The 21168-nt window shown below is 62.7% G+C and carries 19 protein-coding genes and 2 pseudogenes; 12 read left to right on the top strand and 9 right to left on the bottom strand.

Translation table 11 applies throughout. From position 1 onward, the window contains the following. Positions 1-115: 115 nt before the first annotated feature. Positions 116-1369 carry a GGDEF domain-containing protein gene (locus AC1DVW_RS02230; protein ID WP_477320897.1) on the top strand — a complete coding sequence of 418 codons (1254 nt, stop codon included), beginning with the start codon at positions 116-118 and terminating at the stop codon, positions 1367-1369. A gap of 531 nt (positions 1370-1900) precedes the next feature. Here AC1DVW_RS02230 and AC1DVW_RS02225 read toward each other — a convergent pair. Both AC1DVW_RS02225 and AC1DVW_RS02220 read right to left on the bottom strand, forming a co-directional pair. Further along, positions 1901-2428, bottom strand: a complete 528-nt coding sequence (locus AC1DVW_RS02225; RefSeq protein WP_477320896.1) for a carboxymuconolactone decarboxylase family protein — start codon at positions 2426-2428, stop codon at positions 1901-1903. A gap of 24 nt (positions 2429-2452) precedes the next feature. Then, the gene (locus AC1DVW_RS02220) at positions 2453-2878 is read right to left on the bottom strand and encodes an OsmC family protein (protein ID WP_477320895.1); all 426 of its coding nucleotides are present in this window, start codon (positions 2876-2878) and stop codon (positions 2453-2455) included. A 277-nt stretch (positions 2879-3155) separates the two neighbouring features. On the opposite strand from AC1DVW_RS02220, the gene AC1DVW_RS02215 reads away from it, so the two are divergent. Continuing rightward, the gene (locus AC1DVW_RS02215) at positions 3156-5591 is read left to right on the top strand and encodes a putative bifunctional diguanylate cyclase/phosphodiesterase (protein ID WP_477320894.1); all 2436 of its coding nucleotides are present in this window, start codon (positions 3156-3158) and stop codon (positions 5589-5591) included. A gap of 114 nt (positions 5592-5705) precedes the next feature. Next, positions 5706-6362 carry a phytochelatin synthase family protein gene (locus AC1DVW_RS02210; protein ID WP_477320893.1) on the top strand — a complete coding sequence of 219 codons (657 nt, stop codon included), beginning with the start codon at positions 5706-5708 and terminating at the stop codon, positions 6360-6362. A gap of 34 nt (positions 6363-6396) precedes the next feature. Here the strand turns inward: AC1DVW_RS02210 and AC1DVW_RS02205 are convergent, their stop codons facing one another. Both AC1DVW_RS02205 and AC1DVW_RS02200 read right to left on the bottom strand, forming a co-directional pair. Beyond that, the gene (locus AC1DVW_RS02205; protein ID WP_477321571.1) at positions 6397-7887 is read right to left on the bottom strand and encodes an AMP-binding protein; all 1491 of its coding nucleotides are present in this window, start codon (positions 7885-7887) and stop codon (positions 6397-6399) included. A gap of 53 nt (positions 7888-7940) precedes the next feature. After that, on the bottom strand, positions 7941-8756 hold the full coding sequence (locus AC1DVW_RS02200; RefSeq protein ID WP_477320892.1) for a p-hydroxycinnamoyl CoA hydratase/lyase: 816 nt from the start codon (positions 8754-8756) through the stop codon (positions 7941-7943). Positions 8757-8879: 123 nt separating this feature from the next. Between AC1DVW_RS02200 and AC1DVW_RS02195 the strand changes: the two genes are divergently transcribed. From AC1DVW_RS02195 to AC1DVW_RS02160, 8 genes are all read left to right on the top strand, one after another. After that, positions 8880-9332: a MarR family winged helix-turn-helix transcriptional regulator gene (locus AC1DVW_RS02195; protein WP_477320891.1), complete on the top strand. Its 453-nt coding sequence runs from the start codon at positions 8880-8882 to the stop codon at positions 9330-9332. 201 nt (positions 9333-9533) lie between these two features. Then, the gene (locus AC1DVW_RS02190; RefSeq protein WP_477320890.1) at positions 9534-10259 is read left to right on the top strand and encodes a 3-keto-5-aminohexanoate cleavage protein; all 726 of its coding nucleotides are present in this window, start codon (positions 9534-9536) and stop codon (positions 10257-10259) included. Positions 10260-10592: 333 nt separating this feature from the next. Next, positions 10593-11102 carry an Lrp/AsnC family transcriptional regulator gene (locus tag AC1DVW_RS02185; RefSeq protein ID WP_477321569.1) on the top strand — a complete coding sequence of 170 codons (510 nt, stop codon included), beginning with the start codon at positions 10593-10595 and terminating at the stop codon, positions 11100-11102. Continuing rightward, complete coding sequence (locus AC1DVW_RS02180; protein ID WP_477320889.1) at positions 11099-12262, top strand: saccharopine dehydrogenase family protein; 1164 nt, start codon at positions 11099-11101, stop codon at positions 12260-12262. The genes AC1DVW_RS02185 and AC1DVW_RS02180 overlap by 4 nt, the downstream gene beginning before the upstream one ends. Positions 12263-12366: 104 nt before the next feature. Continuing rightward, positions 12367-13155: an ABC transporter substrate-binding protein gene (locus AC1DVW_RS02175; protein ID WP_477320888.1), complete on the top strand. Its 789-nt coding sequence runs from the start codon at positions 12367-12369 to the stop codon at positions 13153-13155. A 117-nt stretch (positions 13156-13272) separates the two neighbouring features. Beyond that, a complete protein-coding gene (locus AC1DVW_RS02170; protein ID WP_477320887.1) occupies positions 13273-13950 on the top strand; it encodes an amino acid ABC transporter permease in 678 nt (225 codons plus the stop codon). Further along, a complete protein-coding gene (locus AC1DVW_RS02165; RefSeq protein ID WP_477320886.1) occupies positions 13947-14621 on the top strand; it encodes an amino acid ABC transporter permease in 675 nt (224 codons plus the stop codon). The genes AC1DVW_RS02170 and AC1DVW_RS02165 overlap by 4 nt, the downstream gene beginning before the upstream one ends. 26 nt (positions 14622-14647) lie before the next feature. Further along, on the top strand, positions 14648-15391 hold the full coding sequence (locus AC1DVW_RS02160) for an amino acid ABC transporter ATP-binding protein (RefSeq protein WP_477320885.1): 744 nt from the start codon (positions 14648-14650) through the stop codon (positions 15389-15391). 245 nt (positions 15392-15636) lie between these two features. Here AC1DVW_RS02160 and AC1DVW_RS02155 read toward each other — a convergent pair whose 3' ends face one another. Both AC1DVW_RS02155 and AC1DVW_RS02150 read right to left on the bottom strand, forming a co-directional pair. Continuing rightward, positions 15637-16149, bottom strand: a complete 513-nt coding sequence (locus tag AC1DVW_RS02155; protein ID WP_477320884.1) for an OmpA family protein — start codon at positions 16147-16149, stop codon at positions 15637-15639. Between the two features lie 11 nt (positions 16150-16160). Beyond that, positions 16161-16820, bottom strand: coding sequence for a L,D-transpeptidase (locus AC1DVW_RS02150; protein WP_477248077.1), 660 nt, complete (start codon positions 16818-16820; stop codon positions 16161-16163). 366 nt (positions 16821-17186) lie between these two features. Here AC1DVW_RS02150 and AC1DVW_RS02145 point away from each other — a divergent pair, with 366 nt between their 5' ends. Then, positions 17187-19004, top strand: a complete 1818-nt coding sequence (locus AC1DVW_RS02145) for a patatin-like phospholipase family protein (RefSeq protein ID WP_477320883.1) — start codon at positions 17187-17189, stop codon at positions 19002-19004. Here the strand turns inward: AC1DVW_RS02145 and AC1DVW_RS02140 are convergent. The 3 genes and pseudogenes from AC1DVW_RS02140 to AC1DVW_RS02130 form a co-directional block, all read right to left on the bottom strand. Beyond that, positions 19000-19206 (bottom strand): annotated as a pseudogene (locus AC1DVW_RS02140) (ubiquinone-dependent pyruvate dehydrogenase); the annotation flags it as partial. The gene AC1DVW_RS02145 and the pseudogene AC1DVW_RS02140 overlap by 5 nt on opposite strands. A gap of 247 nt (positions 19207-19453) precedes the next feature. Further along, positions 19454-19741 (bottom strand): annotated as a pseudogene (locus tag AC1DVW_RS02135) (adenylate/guanylate cyclase domain-containing protein); the annotation flags it as partial. 101 nt (positions 19742-19842) lie between these two features. Continuing rightward, entirely contained in the window at positions 19843-21117 is a 1275-nt protein-coding gene (locus tag AC1DVW_RS02130; RefSeq protein ID WP_477320882.1) for a GGDEF domain-containing protein, read from the bottom strand. Between the last annotated feature and the right edge of the window lie 51 nt (positions 21118-21168).

The following is a 21168-nucleotide window of genomic DNA, read 5'->3' as shown; positions in this document are numbered from 1 at the left end:
GCGGCAAACCAAGGCCCTCGCGGCACCGATTTGTCGCTTTACCGAATTTTCAGCAAGGACTCGGATGCTCGCGACGGCGTTGACGCGCCGCGAAGCGGTATAGAGGCAGAACGCGATGCACCGGAACCTTATCGACGCACCGCCATCGGCGATGGATGCAGACAGCATCGAGGCGGGACGCCTTGACGCGCTCGACCGTTTCGACGTGATGGATACGCCGCGCGAGGAAGCGTTCGACCGCATCACGCGCCTGATCAGGAATATCTTCGACCTGCCGATCGCCATCGTTTCGATGATCGATGGCCACAGGCAGTGGTACAAAGCCTATGACGGGCTGGGCAACCGCGAAGTCGATCGCAACGAGACCTTTTGCAAATACACCGTGCAGGAACTGCTGCCGGTCATTGTTCCCGATGCGCGCGACGATATGCGTTTTGCACACAATCCGAGCGTCACCGGCGATCCACATATCCGCTTCTATGCCGGCGTGCCCTTGCGCACAGGCGATGGCCACAACATCGGCACGGTGTGCGCCATTGGTTACGAACCGCGTCAGTTCAGTGCGCGGGAAACCGCGATCCTTTCTGATCTCGCACAGCTGGCGATGGATGCGCTCGAACTGCGCCAGCTTGCCGCCGTCGACGGCCTGACCGGCGTCCTGTCGCGTCGCGCCTTCAAGGAACAGGGCGCCCATGCCCTGGCGCTGGCGCAACGCCACAAGCACAATCTGGCGTGCATCGCCTTCGACCTCGATCATTTCAAATCGATCAATGACCAATATGGCCATGCCACCGGCGACAAGGTTCTCACGGCCGTTGCCAAGGCATGCCGGGAACACCTTCGCGGCAGCGACCTGTTCGGACGCCTGGGCGGCGAGGAATTCGCGCTGTTGCTGCCGCATACCGATCGCCACAGCATGATCGGCGTCGCCGAAAAGCTGAGCAACGCCGTTGGCGAGATCGTGGTCAACCAAGGGCCGTCGAAGATCGGCGTCACCGCCAGCTTCGGCATCGCCGCGCTCGATGCACAGACGCCGGAGATCGACACGCTGCTGGCCAATGCCGATGCCGCGCTCTACGAGGCCAAGGCCGCCGGCCGCAACAGATGCATTGCCTGGCGCCCGGCAAACGACGTCCCCAAAAGCCCGCGCCGCCGCGTGCTGAAGGCAGGCCGCATCGTGTTCAACAACCACATGTCGTCGATCGACTGCACGGTGAGGACGCTGGCTGACGACGCGGCCGGCCTCGACGTGACAAGCGCCGTCGGCGTGCCCGAGATATTCAACCTGGCGATCAGGTCGGACGGATTCGAGACGCGCTGCCGCGTCGTCTCGCAGACCGAGCGGCACATCGAGGTGGAATTCTGCTGAGACGGGCGTGATCGCCGCAAGCCCCTTTTTGCCCTGCCATCACGGCGCGTCAGACTCTAGTCTCCTCCCGCCCGCCTGATCGTTTCCCGGTTTGCCCGGAGAACGTCGAGATATGTTTGCTTTGCCTCCGCATTTGCAAAACAGAAGAACCTGAGCAACTCGTTGGCACGATCTTGCAAGGCATGGAACGCGGGAGCCTCCTTGGTTCCCTCGCTCGTGGCGCGATCGAGCGCAAAAACATCGTGAAACGGCGCTCCATCCTTTGACGACGAAACAACTACTCTTTGCATTTTTCCGGCGACATAAAAGGTCGATACCCTCGACCGCCCGCCTCTGGTATTTGCATCGATCGTTTCCAGAAGCCCATCTCCTGCCTGAGCAGGGCATTCGACAGGAGACCCTCAGGAAGTCGCTGTCTGCAAAAGACGACCCCCCTCCCGTCGCTGAGAAAACGAGCAGGAATACCAGCCTTTTCAAATTCAGTTCCGAACGGTTGGACATCTTCAACATGCCTTCGGTTGCCGCCTCGCTTCATGCCTTCTTCCGATAAGGCTCCAGCTCCGGATCGAGGTCGACCCGCAGTGCATTGGTGAACACCGTCGTCGCCACCATGATGCCGGCGAAGGCGACGAGGTTGACCAGCACCGTCTCGCCGTAGCGAGCCTTCAACGCATCCCACATCGCATCGGAAACGGCGTTGGAATTGGTGGCGATGGCCTTGCCGAAGGCGATCAGCAGCGCCTCGTCGACTGTCGGCTCGACAGTCTCGGGATCGACACCGGCGCCGATCAGTGCGCGGCGAAAGAAGGTAACCGGTATCTCGGCATGGGCGCTTTCCGAGATCGCCAGTGACAACAGCCACACCGCGCGATCGTCGAGCGCAGGCCGCAGCAAGTCGCGCAAGGTGAACCATTCGGCATAGATGCGATGCGCCACCGGCGAATGCAGCAGGATGCGCTTCATATTGGTCATCCGGCCGCGAAGGCCCATCTCCCGGTCATGCTCGGCGCGGATTTCGGGCGAAGCTGTGGCGTAGTCGATCGGGGAGATGCGTGCCATGGGGTGGTCCTGGGTTGTCGGGTCTCAGCCACCGAGCGTGGTGTGAAGCTCCGGCGGCGTGCGCAGCGTATTGCTGACCGTGCAGATCGTTTCGGCGTCTTCGACAATCTGCCTTTTCGTCGCTTCGTCGAGATCGCCCTGGACGTCGAGCACGATCGTAAAGCGGCCGACCCGCGAGATTTCACCTTCCGCCTTTTTGCCTGAGACCTCGGCGCTAACTTCGCCGAGATTGGCGGCGACGCCCAGGCGGCTGGCGGCGATGCGGGCGCTCAGCACCATGCAGGCGGCGACCGAGGCATAAAGCAGGTCAAGCGGGTTGAAGCCAGGGGCGCTGACCGCGGTGACGACATCGACACTGCCGCCGGTGGGCGTGGTGACCACAGGCAGACCGCCCGGTTGCAAGACGGCCAGCGCGCCTGTCACCCGGGTCCTGATCTTGAGTTCACTCATCTCATATCCTTTTGGCAGCCGGGCAAACTCTGCGGCGCACACCGCGTTGCGGTCATATGGTACCGTGCTCCTCGGACATCATCGACCTCTTTCCCGCTTGCTGTGGAAAAATGGCCAAGCTGTTGCGCGCCCGATCGATCACGACTCCCGCCGGAGGCGCTGATGTCGGATCTTGCTCCGTATCGCAATCGGCTGATCCGGCAAATAGAGGCAGTGTTATTAGCGCTTCCTAAACCGCGCCGCGGTATTGCTTGCCGATTGACGGTGGGAACCGCGGATGAACGCCTTCAGGCGAATGATCGGATTTGTTCTGATCCTGCTTACCGGCACGGCGATGCTGGCGGTGTGGCATGTCGATGCCAAGCGAAACTTCGCTCTGGCCAAGGAGCGCTATCTCGAAAATTCCCAGGCAACATCCAGGGCGACCGCGAAGACCGTCGAAGACGCGTTGCGGGCCATCTACGAGAACGTGCGGACCCTGGCCTATTTGCCAAGCGTTCGAAACCTCGACCGGCATGGCACCAACCTTGGCGACGAGGGCCGCGCCACGATCCAGCAGATCTACAACAACCTCGCCAGCAATGTTTCCATTTCCGAGGTCTACTTCCTGCCATTGGATTACGACCCCGATCGCTTCGATCCAGTGACGGGCAAGCTCGAGGAGCCGATCCTCCAGTTCGACCAGCTGATCGTGAATGCGAGGGCGCGGTCCGATGCCGCTGGCGACGCAAAACCCAGAAAGCTGGATGAGAATACGCTGGTCCGTCCAGCCGAAGAGGTTGAAACCTATGAATACCATGAGTTGGCCAAACAGCTTGCCTGGCTGAAGGCGAACTATCCGAATTCGAGCAACATCGACGGGCTCAACGTGCCGATCATCGGCACGAAGGAGCTGATCACCTGCGACAACACCGATTTCATCCACAGCGGCAATGACGCCGACCGATCCGGCTTTATCCTCTCGGTCCCGGTGTTCGGGCAAGATGGCAGCCTGCGTGGCTCCGTTTCGGCGATCATGCTCACCTCGGCGCTGAGGAAATTGCTGCCTGGCAATGACTATGTCATCGTCAATTCGGGCTACGGCTTCGAATCCGACCAGCATCGGCTGTCGACGTCGCTGGCGGCAGATTCCCGCTCGTTCACGGCGCCCGACCCAAAGCTGATCTATTCCGAGGTCATCCCGCTTTCCATCAACGATCCAAGAAGCGCATGGCGGCTCTGGGTCGGTTTTCCCAACAGCAGATTCGAAAGCAACATCGACGCCCAATCAGTGCGGGAGTTCGAGCTGGCGGGCTATGCCGCGGTCGCGATCGTCACCCTGCTGGCGCTGGCCTGCTGGTATGCGATCGGGCGGACGATGACGATGCAGGTCGATGCCGCCGAGACCCTGGAGCGGCGGGTGGAGGAACGCACCGCCGAGATCCAGCACCTCGCCACGCATGACATTCTCACCGGCCTGCCCAATCGCGGCCTGCTGGCCGACACGATGGACGAGGCGCTGAGGAGCCTTAGGGACGGCGAGAAGCTGGCGGTCCATTGCGTCGACCTCGACCGTTTCAAGCCGGTCAACGACACGTTGGGACATCCGGTCGGCGACGAGCTTCTCGGCGCCGTGGCCAAGCGCCTGAAGCAGCAGGCCGGCGAAACCGCCATGGTGGCAAGAGTGGGCGGAGACGAGTTCGTCATCCTCCAGCTGCTGCTCGATGGCGACGAACAGGCCGGCGTGCTGGCAAGCCGGGTCATTCACGCCCTGGCGGCCGAATATTTTATCCAGGGCCACAAGGTCAACATCGGCAGCAGCATCGGCATCGCCGTTTTCCCCGACGACGGACAAAGTTCCGAAATCCTCATCCGCAATGCCGACCTGGCCTTGTACAAGGCCAAGATGGAGGGACGCGGCACCTGCAGGTCGTTCGAGCCGGGAATGGACGCGCGATTGCAGGAACGTCGCCAGCTCGAAGCCGAACTGGCGCTCGGCGTGCCCAACGAAGAGTTTGTTCTGCACTATCAACCGCTGCGCGACGCCAAGACCTCGAAACTCACCGGCTTCGAGGCGCTGGTGCGATGGAACCATCCGCGCCTCGGCCTGCTGCCACCGTCGGAGTTCATCCATCTCGCCGAGGAGACGGGCGTCATCGGCGCGCTGGGCGAGTGGATCATGCGGCAGGCCTGCAGCGATGCGGCGAAATGGCCCCTGCCCGTCAAGGTCGCGGTCAATCTCTCGCCGGCCCAGTTCAAGCAGCAGGCGCTGCCGCTTCAGGTTGCGTCGGCACTCGCCGCTTCAAATCTACTGCCGTCGCGGCTCGAGCTGGAGATCACCGAGTCGGTGCTGCTGGCGCACAATGAGAACACCATTCAGACGCTCTACAGCCTGCGCGACCTCGGCATCAGCATCGCCATGGATGATTTCGGCACCGGCTATTCTTCGCTCAGCTATCTCAGGTCGTTCCCGTTCAACCGCATCAAGATCGATCGCAGTTTCGTCAGCCTGATGTGCGAGAGCAGCGAAAGCCGGGCTATCGTCAAGGCGGTTGCCGAACTCGGCACCACGCTGGGCATGACGACAACGGCGGAAGGTGTGGAGACCGAGGACCAGTACAGGCTGGTCAAGGAGAACGGCTGCACCGATGTCCAGGGATGGCTGTTTGGACGTCCAATGCCAGTATCCGAGGTCTACGCACTTTTCGAACAGCCGAAAGCCTTGTTGGCGTAGAGCAAGGCAGCCCGCCCCGAGGACGCTCTGCCAAGCAACGCCAACATATGGTAGTCTTGGGGCCAACACCGCAACATCGACCGACGAACAAACCGTCTGCTTCGAGGTGCAGCAATGAGGCGCAGTCTCGGTTTGAGCTTGATTGCCGGCGTTGGCCTGCTCTGTGGCGTAGCGTTTTTGATTGTCGGTCAGTCCGCAGTCTCGCCAGACGCAATCCAGTCGTCGGTTATCCGTACCCCCGAATTGATCGGCAGCGCCTGGAAGCTGCCCGTGGCCGCCACTTTCGGTGCCGACGTCACATGGCAATCGAACGGCTCACGCTGCGGTCCGGCAAGTGTTGCAAACACGTTCCGCTCGATCGGCGAAGAGGAGACGACCGAAGCCGAAGTGCTCAAGGGAACGGGAAAGTGCTGGACCGGCTTTTGCATCATCGGACTGACGCTGGATGAGCTTGCCGACGTCGCTCGGACGAACACCAAACGGAAAGTCTCCGTGCTGCGGAATCTGACCGCCGACGAGTTTCGCGAGCACATGAAGCATGCCAACGACCCCGGCCGCCGCTACATCATCAACTTTACCCGAGAGACGATATTCGGCGCCGGCGGTGGTCATTTTTCACCGATCGGCGGCTATCTGGAAGCCGAGGACCTGGTTTTCGTTCTCGACGTCAATGAGCGCTACAAGCCTTGGCTGATCGAGCGTGAACGGCTGTTCTCGGCCATGGACACCAGCGATGGCGACAAGAAGCGGGGGTTGCTGCTGATCGAGTAACATGGTCGGTTTCGTAGCAAACGCGGTCCCGGCGCTACCACCCGCGCAAAATATGTTTCTGGATCTTGCCCGACGACGTGCGCGGCAGCGCTTCGGTGAGCAAAAACTCCTTAGGCACCTTGTAGCGGGCGATACGCGCCGCGCAGTGACCGGCCAGCGCCGCCGGGTCGAGGATACGGCCGGGTTTTGCCACGACGAAGGCACGGCCGACCTCGCCCCAACGCTCGTCGGCCATGCCGATGACGGCTGCTTCGGCGATGTCGGGGTGGTCGAGCAGCACCATCTCGATCTCGACCGGATAGACATTCTCGCCGCCGGAAATGAACATGTCCTTGCGGCGGTCGACCAGGGTGACGAAGCCGTCCGCGTCCCGGCGGGCGATATCGCCGCTGCGCAACCAGCCATCGGCGGTGAAGGCGCGCGCCGTCTCTTCCGGCCGGTTCCAGTAGCCGGGCGTGACATTGGGGCCGGACAGCCAGAGCTCGCCCGCCTCCCCCGGCGCGACGTCGCGGCCTTCGTCATCGACGATGCGCAGCAAGACCGATGGTCCCGGCAGGCCGGACGAACCGGCCTTGCGGGCAATCTGGCCGGCGTCGACCGGCATGCAGAGCACGGTGCCGGCCTCGGTCATGCCAAAACCGTCGGCCATGCGGATGCCTTGCTCCAGCCACCAGAGGATGTCGGCAGCCGGATTGGGTGCGCCGCCGGTGAAGATAGCGGTGAGCGAGGCCCAGCGCGACGGCGCGAAATCCGGGCTGGCGCGAAGCATCTTTGCCATCTGCGGCACGCAGAAATAGTGAGTGATGCCGAGGGCAGGATCGGCCAGCCGGCGGTTGGTGAGGCCGGCGTCGAAGCCGGGCGAAATCAGCACCGTGCCGCCCTGCAGCAGCGGCGGTCGCAAGCAGGTGATGAGGCCGATGACATGGAACATCGGCGGATCGCAGAGGAAAATGCTTCCATTACCGACCTGCCCCAAAACGCTGAAATTGACCGCGGTGGCCAACGCGTTGCGCTCGGTAAGGATGACGCCCTTGGGCCGGCCCGACGTGCCTGAGGTGTAGAGGATGATCGACGGCGCATCGTCCGCCGGCAAGCGACGGCGTGGCGCCGGCGCTTGTGCCTCGACCGCTGCCGCGAAAGCCGCGACCTCAAACGGCGCGCAACCTTTTGGCAGCGCCACCTCAAGGGCCGCATCGTGCAGCAGCAGCGCCGGATCACAATCGGCCAGGATCGCCTGCTGCTCAGGCCCGGCCAGGCGCCAGTTGACCGGCACGAAGATGGCGCCGAGGCGCATGGCGGCCTGCTGCGCGATCAAGAGATCGGCGCTGTTGCGGGCAAGCGTGGCGATCCGCTGTCCGGGCTCGATGCCGTAATCTTCGAGCACGGCGATGGCGCGCTGGATGGCCTCGTCGAGCCCGGCATAGGTCCAGCGCCGCCCGGATGCGAGATCGACGCAAGCGATACGCTCCGGCTGCGCGCTGGCGTGCAGCGCCACGGGGTCTGAAGTCCAGGCCGGCATTCGCATCTCCTCCCCGGATTGCGTCTTCACTCTCGGCTCAGTCGGTCATCTTGCCCAAATCATCTGGCCTTGTCGTAGGCAGCCAAGCCTGGCTTGTAGCTCTTCTCATCGATGAACTGGCGGATGCCTTCCTTGCGGCCGTCATTGTCATAGGAGTTGGCCGCTTCCTGCGCCCGCACCAGATAGTCCTCGGCATTGTCGTAGGTCATCTCGGCGACGCGGCGGATGGCGTCCTTGGTCGCTTTCAGCGCCACCGGGTTCTTTTTCAGCAAAATGCCGGCGACCTCGGTGACGCGCGCCTTCAGGTCCGCCAGCGGCAGGCTTTCATTGACCAGCTTCCAGGCGGCGGCCTTCTTGCCGTCGATGAGCTCGCCGGTCAGCGCGTGATACATGGCGTCGCGCATCGACAAGAGGTCGACCACTACCTTGGTGGCGCCGCCGCCGGGCAGGATACCCCAGTTGATCTCGGACAGAGCGAACTGCGCCTCGTCGGCGGCGAAAGCGAGGTCGCAGGCGAACAGCGGGCCGTAGCCACCACCAAAGCACCAGCCATTGACCATGGCGATGGTCGGCTTGCGGTACCAGCGCAGGCGGCGCCACCAGCCATAGGCTTCGGACTGGGCCTTGCGCACGGCGCCAAGACCTTTTGCCTCGGTCTCGCGAAAATATTCCTTGAGGTCCATGCCCGCCGACCAGGCGCTGCCCTCGCCCGACAGCACGAGCACGCCGACATCGTCGCGATATTCGAGCTCGTCGAGCACCTCCATCATACGCCGGTTGAGCAGCGGGTTCATGCAATTGCGCTTGTCCGGACGGTTGAAGCGCACCCAGGCGATGCCGTTCTCGACGTCGAAGGCAACGGTCTCTTCGGTCATGGTCGTGTCCTCCCGTTCAGTCGCTTGCATGGCTAATTGCTATGCAGCATAGCGATCATATCCGCTATGTCGCATAGTATTTTTTTCTTGACAAGAGCCTTGATCAAGGGGATCGGTTTCAGCATGGACGAGACAGACCTTCGCACCGATCCTGACGAGGCACTCGACGCGCAGATCGGCTATAATCTGCGGCGCGCCTCGGCCTTGGCGCTCAACGACTTCGCGGTCGGGCTAGCCGATGCGTCGCTGCGCCCGGTGACCTATGGCATGCTGGCGCTGATCGATGAAAAGCCCGGCATCCGCGCCGCCGAGCTTTGCCGCCTGCTCGGCATGAAGAGCGCCAACATGGCGCCGCTCCTCGCCGAGCTCGAAGAACGCGGCCTGGTCGAACGCGACGACCATGCGCAGGATAAGCGCGTGCAGGTGCTGACCCTGACCAGGGCCGCAACGGAAGCGATGCCAGCCTGGCGGCGGCAGGTGCGCCAGCACGAGGACCGCTTCCTGCACCGGTTGTCGAAGAAGGAACGGGCGACATTGCTTCGGTTGCTGCGCCTGATCTGGACGGATGAAGACTAAGGTTGGCGCCAGCCCGCGGCTCTGCCGGCGGGTATCCAAGGCACCTGAGAAGATAGCGACGAAACAGGCCGATAGAGGCGCATCTTGCCGGAGTGATTCAAGCTGGCCCGCGTCCGTCTGTCAGGAGAGTTGCTGGGGCCGATTCCGGTTTTCATCGGCCCACGCTAGACTGGCGGCAACCACAACGGGGCTGCCCTTCGCATGATCGTCCAGACCTGCATCAATGGCGCGCGGAGCGCCGATTTCCATCCTGACCTGCCGCTCGACGCGGACGCCATGGCGCGCGATGGCTCGGTTTGCGTTGCCGCGGGGGCGGCCGAATTGCATGTCCATGCGCGCGGGGTTGACGGGCGCGAAAGCTTGGCGCCGGCGGCGATGGACCGGACAGTGCTGGCGCTGCGCCGCGCCTGTCCGGGAACGCTGATCGGCGTTTCCACCGGCGCCTGGATCGAGAACGACGACCTACGCACGCTGGTTGCCATCGCCGGCTGGCGTGAGTTGCCGGACTATGCCTCGGTCAATCTCAGCGAGCTTGCGGCGCCGCTGGTGATGGAGAGCCTGCGCCAGCGCGGCATCGGTATCGAGGCCGGGCTTGCGTCGATCGCCGACGCCGAGCGACTGGTCAGCCTCGACCACGGCGGGCGGGTCCTGCGCATCCTGATCGAGATTTCCGAGCAGACGCTGGAAGAGGCATTCGCTGTTTCGGACGGCATCGAAAAGGTGCTGGAGCGCGCCGGTATCCGCCGCGCCATCCTGCTGCATGGCGAAAACGCCACGGTCTGGCCCTTCGTGAAGCGGGCAGCGGAACGCAACTGGTCGACGCGCGTCGGGCTGGAAGATGGCAAGGAACTGCCGGACGGAACGATTGCAGCCGGCAATGCCGCGCTGACGGCTGCGGCGGTGACGATCTATCGGGCTGGGCGGTAGCGGCGGCGCACGCCGAGGTCAGCCATGCCAAGGCTATCCCACTGCCCAGACACTCGCTTGGGCGACGATCCCTGAACACGGGCGCGAAAAGAGTCCGATCAACAAGATAGCCGCCTCTGCTGCCGCAATGATTCAAGTCCCGGCGCCCATTCAAGGCGACCGCGTCCGCGGCCCGACCGATCCGCAACGAGGCACTAATCCCGTGCGGTCAGGGGCCGGCACCGTCAGCAATATGCGCCGACGCTCTTGCTGTTGTTAAAAATTCCTCATAAGGTATTTTCATATCAGAAAGAAATTCCCATCAATTTTTCTCTTTTATGAAAGTCTGTGCCTTTGCGGGAACATCTCGATCAGACTGACAGGCGACTGGTCAAACTGCTGTCGCAGGACGCGCAGCTTGGCGTTAACCGCATCGCCGAGACGATGGCGATCTCGGTGCCGACGGTGCGCACGAGGCTGCGCAATCTGCTCGACCGCAATCTGCTGAAAATCGTCGGACTGCTGAACCTGACCGAGCGCCCGGAGCTGATCTCGGCCATTGTCGGCATCAATGCACAAGGGCGCGGCCGGGCTCGCGAACTGGCGCAGCGCATCGCGGAACTGCCCTTCGTCAACTCGGCTTCGGTGGTCACCGGGCGCTTCGACATCATCGTCGACGTCACGGTGGCCGGCGATGTCGCCGACCTCTACCGTGTCACCAGCGAGCTGATCCCGGGTGCCGGCGAGCCCGGCGAAGTCATGCGCAGCGAGACGTTCGTCGTCATGGCGTCGTGCAACAAATGGGTCAGCCTGCCGGAAGGCTGCTGGTCCGAAGACGTCCCGGCGCGCAGGGAGCCCGCATGAAGATCGCGGTTCTCGGCGGCCTCGGCCTGCAAGGCCGGGCCGCCATCGCCGATCTCGTCGCCAGCGCCAATGTCGAGGAGATCATCTGTGTCGATACATCAGCCGATGGCCCTGCCCGGCTCGGCGGCCTGACCGATCTATCCCGTGTGCGTTTCGTCGTGCCCGAGGGCGCCATCGGCCCGGCGCTCGCCGCTGTGCTCGCGGATGTCGACGCGGTCATCGACCTGCTGCCGCAGCCGCTGATGCGCGAGGCGGTGCAAGCGGCGATCGCGACGCGCACGCCGCTGGTCACCACCAACTACGGCAAGGCCATCGCCGACCTGGCGCCTGCGGCGGAAGCGGCAAGCGTTTCGATCATGACCGAATGCGGGCTCGATCCCGGCATCGACCTTGTGCTCTACGCGCGCGCCGCGAGGCAGTTCGACGCGATCACCTCGATCGATTCCTATTGCGGCGGCATCCCCGAGCCGAAGGCGTTGGCCAAGCCGCTTTGCTACAAAGTGAGCTGGAATTTCGACATGGTTCTGGTCAGCCAGAACCGCGACAGCGTGATGATCGAGGACGGCAAGCGCGTCGCGGTGCCGGCCGGACAGCAACACGACAATCATTTCATCCACGAGATCGAGGTGGCGGGCCTCGGCCGCCTGGAAGCCTTCCCCAATGGCGATGCGCCGCACTATGTCGAGATGCTGACCGCCGCCAAGGGGCTGCAGCGCTCCGGCCGCTACACGCTGCGCTGGCCAGGCTGGTCGGCATTCTGGGCGCCGCTGAAGGAACTCGGTTTTCTCTCCGAAGACAAGGTTTCCGGCACCACCGTGAGCCCGCGTGAATTTCTCGGCCGGCTGCTAGGTCCGCAATTGCAGTATGGCGCCGATGAGAAGGACCTTTGCGTGATGCGCAATGTCTTTTCCGGCCTCGAAGGCGGCCGCCGCAAGACGGTGACGTCAGAGCTGATCATCGAGCGCGACCTTGTGTCGGGCCTGTTCGGCATGAGCCTCGGCGTCGGCTATCCCGCCAGCATCGTGGCGCAGATGCTAGCGCGACGCGAGATCACGACGCCCGGCCTGCTCAACCCGCTGCTGCATGTGCCCGATATCAGCTTCTTCGACGAACTGGCCAGGCGCGGCATCAAAGTTGCCGAGACGGTGGCCTGGGACTGAGGATTTTCGAACGGTGGTCGCCGCTGGCAACGGCGCTGCCGCTCAAAAAAGAGCCCAAGGAAACCCGCGGGCAAAATAACAACGACAACAGGGAGGAATGCCCAATGAAGATTGCCAAGCTTTTCATCGCCGGACTTGCGCTTGCGAGCCTTACCGCTGCTGCCAGTGCCGGGACACTCGACGACATCACCAAGCGCGGCGAATTGCGCGTCGCGGTGCAGACGCAGGGACCACCCTTCTCGCTGGTTGGAGCCGCCGGCGAACGCACCGGCAGTTCGGTTGAACTTGCCGAGCTGATGGCCAAGGAAATGGGCGTCAAGATCACCTTCCTCGATTTCGACTGGGACGGGCTGATCCCGGCACTGCTTTCGGGCAAGGCCGATCTGCTGGTCGCCGACATGACACCGACGCTGGCGCGCGGCATGAAGGTCGCCTTCACCACGCCTTACATGTACACGGGCAGCACCGTCTTCACCAAGGCCGACAGCAAGTTCAAGACCACCGAGGACTGCAAGGCCAAGGGCACCAAGATCGCCGTGCTGCTCGGCGCCACCGGCGAGAAGGAGGCCAAGACCGCCTTCCCCGACGCCGACATCAAGAGCTACAAGGGCGGCGGTCCGCTGCTGCTCGACGCCGTCAACAACGGCCAGGCCGATTGCGGCGTCAATGACGTCTCGGCCGTGAAAGGCCAGTCGACCGCCTACCCGGCCGGCAGCTTCACCATCATGCCGGACCTGTTGTCGAAGGAGCCGCTGGCCTTCGCCACTCGCTATGACGAGCCGGACCTGCTGGTCTGGATGAACCTGTTCCTCAACCAGGTCAGCATCGACGGTCGCCTGCAGAAGAACCTCGACTACTGGGTCAATTCCGACGCCTGGAAGAAGGACCACTGAGGAATTAGTGAGTAGCGAATAGGGAATGGCCGTTCCGGCCATGCTTCGCTGCTCCCTACTTCCCTACTCGCTACTCACTATTCGCTATTCGCCCTTCCCTCTCACTGCCGCGCTGCCATGTTCGAAAATTTCAGCTTCCGCACCATCGTCGAATATCTACCCTTGTTCGGGCAGGGCCTCGTCACGACCGTTTGGCTGTCGGCGCTGTCCTTTGCCGGTGCGCTTGCTGTCGGCATCGTGCTCGCCGCCATGAATTTGCAGCGCAGCCAGCTGTTTCGCGTGCCGGCCAAGGTCTATATCGACGCCGTGCGCGCCACGCCGTTGCTGGCGCAGCTCTATTTCCTCTATTTCGGCCTGCCCCGGCTCGGCTTCGTGCTGCCCGAACTCGTCGTCGGCATCCTGGCTTTGTCGCTGAACAGCGGCGCCTATGTCGCCGAGATCATCCGCGCCGGCATCCTGTCGATCCCGCGCGGCCAGGTGGAGGCCGGCGTCGCCTCGGGGATGACCTATGTCCAGCGCATGCGCTTCGTCATCCTGCCGCAGGCGTTCAAGGTGACGATCCCGCCGCTGCTCGGCCAGGCGATCGTGCTGGTCAAGGATTCGGCGCTGCTGTCGCTGATCTCGGTTTCCGAACTGACCCGCGCCGGCCAGCTGCTCGCTTCCGACCGCTTCATGCCGGCGGAAGGTTTCATCACCATCGCCGCCTTTTATCTCGTGCTCTACTACTGCCTGAAAGGATTGGCGGCGCTGTCCAGCCGCTGGCTCGGCTTGCAGCCGGCAAGGAGCAGCACATGATCTGGCAGCAACTGCAAAGCCTCGCCGGCAGCTACCCCCTCGCCTTGCGTGGCCTAGGCATGACTGTTGTCTTGTCGCTCATCAGCCTGGTGCTGGGCACGCTGCTCGGCTTTGGCCTCGGCATCTTGCGCACCGGCGGCAACCGGCTGATCGGCAGCGCGATCGGCGCCTGGGTCGATTTGATCCGCGGCACGCCGTTCCTGTTGCAGATCTTCCTGATCTTCTTCATCCTGCCGGAATTCGGCATCGAGCTCGACGCCTTCACCGCCGGCATCATTGCGCTGACCAATCTGGCCGCCTGCTTCATCTGCGAGATCGTCGCCGCCGGCATCCGCTCGGTGCCGACCGGCCAGGTCGAGGCAGCCCTTGCATCCGGCCTGTCGCGCTGGCAGCGCATGCGCCAGGTGGTGCTGCCGCAAGCGATGCGCATCGTGCTGCCGCCGCTGGTCGGGCAATATGTGCTGCTGATCAAGGATTCCTCGGTCGTCTCGGCCATCGGACTGACCGACCTCACCCGGGTCGGCTGGCTGGTGGTGCAGCGTGTGCCGAACGGCCTGCTGGTCTTCTTCCTGGTCGGCGTCGGCTATTTCATCGTCTGCTATCCGCTGATCATGCTGGCCCGCCGGTTGGAGCGCCGCATGGGTGCGGCTCATGGCGAGGTGCAATTGTGACAGCGAACCCCAAAGGCTCAGAAAACATGACCAAAGCGGGCATGATCGACTTTCGCGGCGTCAACAAATGGTTCGGCGCGCTCAACGTGCTGAAGGACATCACGCTCAGCGTCGAGCCGCGCGAGGTGGTCGTGGTCTGTGGTCCAAGCGGCTCAGGCAAGAGCACCCTGATCCGCTGCATCAACGGCCTGGAGACGATCCGCGACGGCGATCTCGTCGTCGACGGCCAGCGCCTCGGCGACCCCGCCACCAACATGACGCGGCTGCGCACCGAGATCGGCTTCGTCTTCCAGTCGTTCAACCTCTACCCGCACAAGACCGCGCTGGAAAACGTCACGCTGGCGCCGATCCATGTGCGCAAGATCGCGCGCGCCGAGGCCGAGCAGGCCGGGCGCGAATTGCTGGCCAAGGTCGGCCTGGCCGACAAGGTCGATGCCTATCCGGCACAGCTCTCCGGCGGCCAGCAGCAGCGCGTGGCGATCGCGCGCTGCCTCGGCATGCGGCCCAAGATCATGCTGTTCGACGAGCCAACCTCGGCGCTCGATCCCGAGATGATTTCGGAGGTGCTCGACGTCATGGTCGCGGTGGCCGAGGAAGGCATGACCATGATGGTGGTGACGCACGAGATGGGTTTTGCCCGCAAGGTCGCCCAGCGCGTGGTGTTCATGGATGCCGGCGCCATCGTCGAAAGCGGCACGCCGGAGGAATTCTTCTCCAATCCCAAGACCGACCGCAGCCGCGCTTTCCTGAGCAAGGTTCTCAGGCATTGAAGCCAGCGACCATGCCTTGACTACAGCGATGCGCCCCGTTCGCGACGAGGTCGCCTCGCGGCGCTGAGGAAGCTGAATGCCAATGTCGGCAATTGGCGCAATCAAGACGTCCGGCCCTGCCGCTGGCCACGTCTGCTTTCAGGCAGCGGCTAAGCCAATCTCTACGGCCGACATGAAGGCGCAAAGCGGCCATGCCGCCGTCGCGCGTGAGGCTCTGATTTGGTGGCAAGCAAAACAGCAGCCCCCTACGACTCGTCCCTCTCATCGCGCAAATTGGACACAACGCGGCGGTTCTGCGACCTGCAGGCGTTGTCGGGGCAGTCGCGGACGAGCCTGTCCTTGCCGTAGCCCTTGGCCCACATGCGGTTGCGGTCTATGCCGCCGGCGGCGAGGTAGTTCATCACCGCATCGGCGCGCTGCTGCGCCAGCGCCGTTTCGCTTGCGCCGGGATCGTCGGCGAAACCCTGCAGCTTGAGCAGCCAGCGCTGATACTTTGACAGCCATGCGATCTGGGTGTCGAGGGTGGTCTTGGCAACAGAATCGAGCGCGGCCGAACCTTTCGTGAAATAGGTGCGGCGGCCGACATTGAGGATAAAATCCTCCTCGCTGCCCGGCTGCACGTTCTGGAAGCCGGCAATCTCGGCGTTGGTGACGTCGGGTGTGGGCGGGGTCAGCGTGTTGCTGGTCGAGCAGGATGCGGTCAGCACCAGCAGGCTGGCGGCGAGCAGCCGGCGCGTATTTTCAATCATGCGGTTCATGATGCGCCCAATCATTCGACAGTGGTGGAAGCGGGCGCCTGGTCGGCGATGTGCGGCAGGACCTCCACCGCGGTGCCGATCGGGCACCGCTGGTAGAGGTCGATGATGTCTTCCGGGAACATGCGGATGCAGCCGCTGGAAGCATCGGTGCCGATGCTCCATGGCTCCAGCGTGCCATGCAGGCGGTAGCCGATGTCGGCGCCGTCGCGGTACAGATAGAGCGCGCGCGGCCCGAGCGGATTGTTGGGCGCGCCGCCTTCGACCATGGGCGGCAGCTCCGGCCTGCGCTTACGCATTTCGGGGGGCGGGACCCATTGCGGCCACAGCGCGCGGCGGTCGATCGTCGCGCGGCCGTACCATTTGAAGCCCTCTTTGCCTACGCCGACGCCGTAGCGGATGGCGGTCTTGTTTTCCATGATGAGGTAGAGGAAGTGGTGACGGGTATCGACCACGACGGTGCCGACCGACTCGCTGCTGAAATACTTGACGATCTGGCGATGCCATCTCTTGTCGATCTTGGCGAAGTTGGTCTTGCGATAGACAAAATTGTTGTCGCTGGCGGTACCGGCGAAAAAGGATTTTGCCGTCGCGGCTTGAACAATATTGCCGGTTGCACCGACCGCGACCAGCGCCAAGCCGCCGAGCACGACACCCCTGCGTGACAAAACCATCGGCAATCCCCCCATGCCTTTAGCCTGACGGACCATAGTTGAGAATTATTTCGCCTCAAAGTGGAAAATGCTGCAGTTAGCCGAGAGCTGACCGCAGCTTCGGGCCTCGGATAGTCAGAAGCGTCCGCAGCGACGGCGCGCCTTCGAGATGGCCTGGCGAATCCCACCAGTTGCCGCGGATCGAACGCCTCGCAGATGCCATAGTGAAGCCAATGCTTCGCATAAGGGTCGGCACATCAGAATTTGATCCATAGACGGCGCCGGCCCGGCAATTTTGCGGTTCGGCTCGGATCGCCTTGCGATGCTGCAAACACGAGCGGTACAGGATACAATACCGAAGCGAATGCATTCCCCGGATGGCTCAAAATGTCCTCCGCCGACTCTCTCGCCGCGAGGTTAATGTCGGCGACATTGATGTTCGATCGTGCGTCGTTGCTGGCGCTCGAGGCTTTGGCTGCCGAATCCGACCGTCGGGTCCTAAGGCGCGGTGAGGTCCTGGTTCGTGAAGGCGATCCATCGGACAGGTTCTTCGTCGTGCTGTCCGGTCGCTTTACGGTACACAAAGGAGATCGGATTGGCTCGGTCGCAGAGATCGCGCAGGGTGAACTAGTCGGCGAAATTGGTTTCTTTGCAGGGCTGCCCCGTACGGCCACTGTCGTTGCAGCGCGCGATTCGATCGTCCTTGAAATCAGTCGTAGTCATTTCGAGAAGGCGGCCGAGGCTCTGCCGAACCTGAGAGAGGCGGTCACAATATCTCTGGCGCGCCGGTTCGCCACGCAATCTCCGATTTTGTCACGTCTCCAGAAACCTGCCAAAATCCGAACGCTTGCCATCATTGCAGCCGGCGGAAGTCGCATCTCACCGGTTTTCATCCGGCACCTACAGCAAGAGTTCGCCGCGGTCACGCGCGCTCAGTTCGTATCCCGGCTTGACGTCCACGCGAAGTTCGCAGGTCGTCCGATCGACGACCAGCCGGTCCTTAACTGGTTGAACGAACTGGAGGCGCAAGCTGAATTCGTTGTCTACGTCGCGGATGAAGAACCTAATGAATGGACACGAGTCTGCATTCGCCAGGCCGATACCGTCCTGCTGCTAGCGAACGCGTCCTCCTCGCCTCGCTTGAACACGTCCGAGGAATTGGCGCTATCGGTCCATCCACCATCGACCGGTCGGCTTGTCTTAATTCACGACAATCGCTCGGCTGCGGTCTCCGGCACCTCTGCGTGGCTCGATGAGCGCCCCCATGTCGGCCAGCATCATCATGTTGCGCTGGAGGACGCGTCTGATATCCAGCGCCTGGTCCGATTTATTTCCTGCAAGGCACGTGGCTTCGTGGCGGCGGGAGGTGGGTCCCTGGGCAGCGCCCATCTGGGCGTTTACAAGGCCTTCGTCGAGGCGGGCGGGCGCTTCGACTATCTCGGCGGGACGAGTTCCGGAGCGGCGATGATGGCCGGCTTCGCAAGAGGGCTGGACGCGGAGCAGATCGACCGCGGCACGCACAACGTATTTGTCAAGAGTCGGGCGTTTCGGCGCCCCACCTGGCCGCGTTTCGCGCTTCTGGATCACAAAGCCTTCGATCGAGCCCTTCGGGAGGAATACGGCGACGTTCTGATCGAAGATCTTTGGTTTCCGTTCTTTGCGCTTTCGAGCAATCTGAGCAGCCGTCAGCCCCATGTCCACCGTCGTGGAAAACTCTGGCAAGCCGTTCGGGCATCCGGCTCGCTCCCGGGTGTCCTGCCGCCGTTCTTTACGGCTGACGGCGATATGCTGGTGGACGGCGCCATCATGAACAATTTGCCGCTGGAACAGATGAGGGAACTCAAGACCGGCCCCAATGTCATCGTGAGCTTTGGGTCCAGTGCACCGCAAAAATACCACATCGACTATGACCGCATCCCCGGAAGATCGGAACTTGCGATCGCCCTGCTGAACCCTTTCGGCCGTGCCCGCCTGCCGCAGGTTCCGAGCATGCTTCAGGTTATTGCTGCGAGTATCCTGGCACACGGGCCGCAGGACATTGCCGCCGGCGACGAGGATGTCTTGGTCTGTCCGCAGGTTTCGAGCACCTTCATGGATTGGAGTCGGCATTCCGAGTTGTTTTCGGACGCCTACGACCGCACGGCGCAATGGATCGAGGAACGTCTCCGCCAGAACGACTCAGGGTTCAGGGCGGTGCTCGGTTGAGCAGGTCGGCGAGCGGATCGAGTTGAACGACGACCGGCTGTCGGATTGCGGGAGCGACGGGCGCCGAGAAAGGCGCCTCGTATTTCTGAATCGCAACGTCGCCAGGGATGACGACCACCGCCACACCGCGCCGCCCGATCGCGGTGCGGATCGCGGCCTCCAGCACCTCCGGTAGCTGCGATGGATGGGAAACCAGCTCGCAGACGATGCCGATCTGGATATCCAGGTCGCGCGCCAGGCGCCGCAGGTCGGCAACTGGCGCAACCGTGGCCCCCAGAACGGTCGTCGGCTATGTCTGCTTCTGGCTACCGCAAAAATGAACTCTATGACTGTATGAGGCGCGAAGCGGACATTCGGGTCCGCTCCCCTCAGGACGCCCAGTCGCGCCCGCGAAACCCATTGACGGCGGACAGGTGGAGGGCAAGCCGGCATCGGAGCTGCCCCCGCGACTAAAATCTCAATACCCAGGCTTCCACTTTTCCCTTGCCTTTGACTTCGATGGCGCCGCGCGGCTCGAAGACGAATTGGTCCTTGAGCTGTTCGTAGACGGGGCGCGTCACCTGAACAGAGTCGGGAACTCCGCCAGACTCCATGCGGCTCGCCAGGTTCACTGTGTCACCCCACAAATCATAGATGTACTTACTCTTCCCAATGACGCCGGCGACCACTGGCCCACTGTTGACGCCAACCCTGAGCTTCATCGAGATGTTGTGTTCCATCGCGTGCTCGCGGGTAAGCGTAGGAGTCAAAACTCAATATGTCGGCTGTTGCCGATGGCTGGGTTGGACGAAGACGGCACCGCGAAGCGACTATTCTGCCATCGCGTTGCGGGCTGGCATCACCGCGTCGACTGAATATGCTTGCGCGCGAACGGCTCCGGTTTGTGGAGCAGCACTCGGTTGCGGCCGGTTTGCTTGGCGAGATAGAGCGCCGCATCCGCCTGTCGCTGTAACTGCTCCGGTGAGATGGCCTCGTCAGCCCTCTGAACTGCAACTCCAATGCTGAGGGTGACGCGCCGCGACACGCGGGATGCAGGATTGGGAAAAGCGGCGGCCTCAACGCTCTGGCGAATTCTCTCGGCCACAGAGATGGCCTCTTCATTGTCTACACCAGGCAGGAGCACCAGGAATTCTTCGCCGCCGTATCGGGCCACGAGATCGTTATCGCGCCTGACGTTTTCCTTGATAATGCGGGCGACCTCGACCAGACAGCGATCGCCCTCGGCATGGCCGAGGCGATCGTTCAGCTTCTTGAAGTCATCGATGTCGCACATCAGCATGGCGGCGCCGCCGGGGCATGTTCCGCCATCGGCCCAAAGGAGGTCGAGCAGCTCTGTCATCCAGCGCCGGTTGGCAATGCCGGTGAGCGGATCGGTGCTCGCCAGTTGCTGAAGCCGATCATTCGCTTCCGCCAGTTCGGCGACTCTGTGGCGGTCGCGAAGCTCAAACAGGAAGGTCTTCTGGGCGAGAATTGTCATGATGCGCCGCGCGGCGATCGTTGCGATGATCCCGCTGGTGAAAAACAGCGTCGCAGCCGCGGCGCTTCCAAATTCGATACCCGGGTTCTGCAGCTGAAAAACGAGATAGAGACCGAGCGCGGAGGCGGCAATAGTCATCGTCCAGGCCAGCGGGATGCCGAAGATGATGATGGCTGTAATGGCCACGAACAGCATGATGTTCAGGTGCCGTTCGTAGAACTCGCCACCAGCGCTGACCCCGACCAGGGCGACTGACAACAAGATGAGGAACATGCCTGCAATCAGCGAAGCCCCCTGGAGCCAGGGCGCCTGCGGTTTTCGCCAGAGCAGGACGACAATCATGACGACCGGCGGAATGATGGCGCCAGGCAGGAGCATCGAGAACGCGATCGCCTTTGGAAGCATCAACATGTCGAGCGCCAGGGTCAGCACATCCAAAAATGCCACCCAGATCATCCAGGCCCGGATGATCTTCGCTGTTTGTGACCACACACGGGCTCGAAATAGGCGCTTGATCTCGCCTTTGAGGCGGATATCGCGCGTGCGGCGCGCCAGCTGCCGCTCGACTTCCGCAATTATGGCAGGATCATCCTGCACGTCGAGATGAATCCTATCCGACACAGTCGGCGGACCCATAAGCTGGTTTCACCTGGACATTCATCCGAGCCATCCGGTCGTCGGCCATGG

This window comes from Mesorhizobium sp. P3_B5 (assembly GCF_056402815.1).
The sequence above is the reverse complement of the archived record's forward strand: the minus strand, read 5'-3'. Positions and strand labels throughout refer to the sequence as shown.

Excerpts from the sequence above, each read along its gene's own strand:
- AC1DVW_RS02230 (WP_477320897.1), top strand. The coding sequence starts at position 116 with ATGCACCGGAACCTTATCGACGCACCGCCATCGGCGATGGATGCAGAC.
- AC1DVW_RS02225 (WP_477320896.1), bottom strand. The coding sequence starts at position 2,428 with ATGGCACGCATCTCCCCGATCGACTACGCCACAGCTTCGCCCGAAATC.
- AC1DVW_RS02220 (WP_477320895.1), bottom strand. The coding sequence starts at position 2,878 with ATGAGTGAACTCAAGATCAGGACCCGGGTGACAGGCGCGCTGGCCGTC.
- AC1DVW_RS02215 (WP_477320894.1), top strand. The coding sequence starts at position 3,156 with ATGAACGCCTTCAGGCGAATGATCGGATTTGTTCTGATCCTGCTTACC.
- AC1DVW_RS02210 (WP_477320893.1), top strand. The coding sequence starts at position 5,706 with ATGAGGCGCAGTCTCGGTTTGAGCTTGATTGCCGGCGTTGGCCTGCTC.
- AC1DVW_RS02205 (WP_477321571.1), bottom strand. The coding sequence starts at position 7,887 with ATGCGAATGCCGGCCTGGACTTCAGACCCCGTGGCGCTGCACGCCAGC.
- AC1DVW_RS02200 (WP_477320892.1), bottom strand. The coding sequence starts at position 8,756 with ATGACCGAAGAGACCGTTGCCTTCGACGTCGAGAACGGCATCGCCTGG.
- AC1DVW_RS02195 (WP_477320891.1), top strand. The coding sequence starts at position 8,880 with ATGGACGAGACAGACCTTCGCACCGATCCTGACGAGGCACTCGACGCG.
- AC1DVW_RS02190 (WP_477320890.1), top strand. The coding sequence starts at position 9,534 with ATGATCGTCCAGACCTGCATCAATGGCGCGCGGAGCGCCGATTTCCAT.
- AC1DVW_RS02180 (WP_477320889.1), top strand. The coding sequence starts at position 11,099 with ATGAAGATCGCGGTTCTCGGCGGCCTCGGCCTGCAAGGCCGGGCCGCC.
- AC1DVW_RS02175 (WP_477320888.1), top strand. The coding sequence starts at position 12,367 with ATGAAGATTGCCAAGCTTTTCATCGCCGGACTTGCGCTTGCGAGCCTT.
- AC1DVW_RS02170 (WP_477320887.1), top strand. The coding sequence starts at position 13,273 with ATGTTCGAAAATTTCAGCTTCCGCACCATCGTCGAATATCTACCCTTG.
- AC1DVW_RS02165 (WP_477320886.1), top strand. The coding sequence starts at position 13,947 with ATGATCTGGCAGCAACTGCAAAGCCTCGCCGGCAGCTACCCCCTCGCC.
- AC1DVW_RS02160 (WP_477320885.1), top strand. The coding sequence starts at position 14,648 with ATGACCAAAGCGGGCATGATCGACTTTCGCGGCGTCAACAAATGGTTC.
- AC1DVW_RS02155 (WP_477320884.1), bottom strand. The coding sequence starts at position 16,149 with ATGAACCGCATGATTGAAAATACGCGCCGGCTGCTCGCCGCCAGCCTG.
- AC1DVW_RS02150 (WP_477248077.1), bottom strand. The coding sequence starts at position 16,820 with ATGGTTTTGTCACGCAGGGGTGTCGTGCTCGGCGGCTTGGCGCTGGTC.
- AC1DVW_RS02145 (WP_477320883.1), top strand. The coding sequence starts at position 17,187 with ATGTCCTCCGCCGACTCTCTCGCCGCGAGGTTAATGTCGGCGACATTG.
- AC1DVW_RS02130 (WP_477320882.1), bottom strand. The coding sequence starts at position 21,117 with ATGGGTCCGCCGACTGTGTCGGATAGGATTCATCTCGACGTGCAGGAT.